Origin of the sequence: Sulfitobacter sp. 15WGC, from assembly GCF_005068605.1 — a bacterium.
Taxonomy (GTDB): domain Bacteria; phylum Pseudomonadota; class Alphaproteobacteria; order Rhodobacterales; family Rhodobacteraceae; genus Sulfitobacter; species Sulfitobacter faviae.
This window is the reverse complement of record NZ_SZNL01000085.1, coordinates 1-315: the sequence shown is the minus strand read 5'-3', so window position 1 is coordinate 315 and position 315 is coordinate 1. Positions and strand designations below refer to the sequence as shown.

At 57.8% G+C, this 315-nt stretch carries 1 pseudogene; it reads left to right on the top strand.

The window, feature by feature from the left end:
• Positions 1–315: pseudogene (locus FCK22_RS19420) on the top strand (cupredoxin); the annotation flags it as partial.

Below are 315 nucleotides of genomic sequence, written 5' to 3'. Positions count from 1 at the left end.
GCACAAGGAAATGGCCGCAGGCATGCCCGGCAAGGCCGAGGCGGTTGACCGCACGATCGAGGTGACCATGCGCGAAACCGACGACGGCGAGATGATCTTTGAACCCGCCGAGTTCGACATCAAAAAAAGGCGAGACCATTCGCTTTGGCGTCACCAACAAAGGCGAGATCGAGCATGAGTTTGTAATCGACACGATGGAAGGCAATGCCGAGCACAAGGACGCCATGGCCAAGATGGACATGGAGCATGACGACCCGAACTCCGTTCGCCTTGATCCCGGCATGGAGGGCGAGGTGATCTGGACCTTCTCCAATG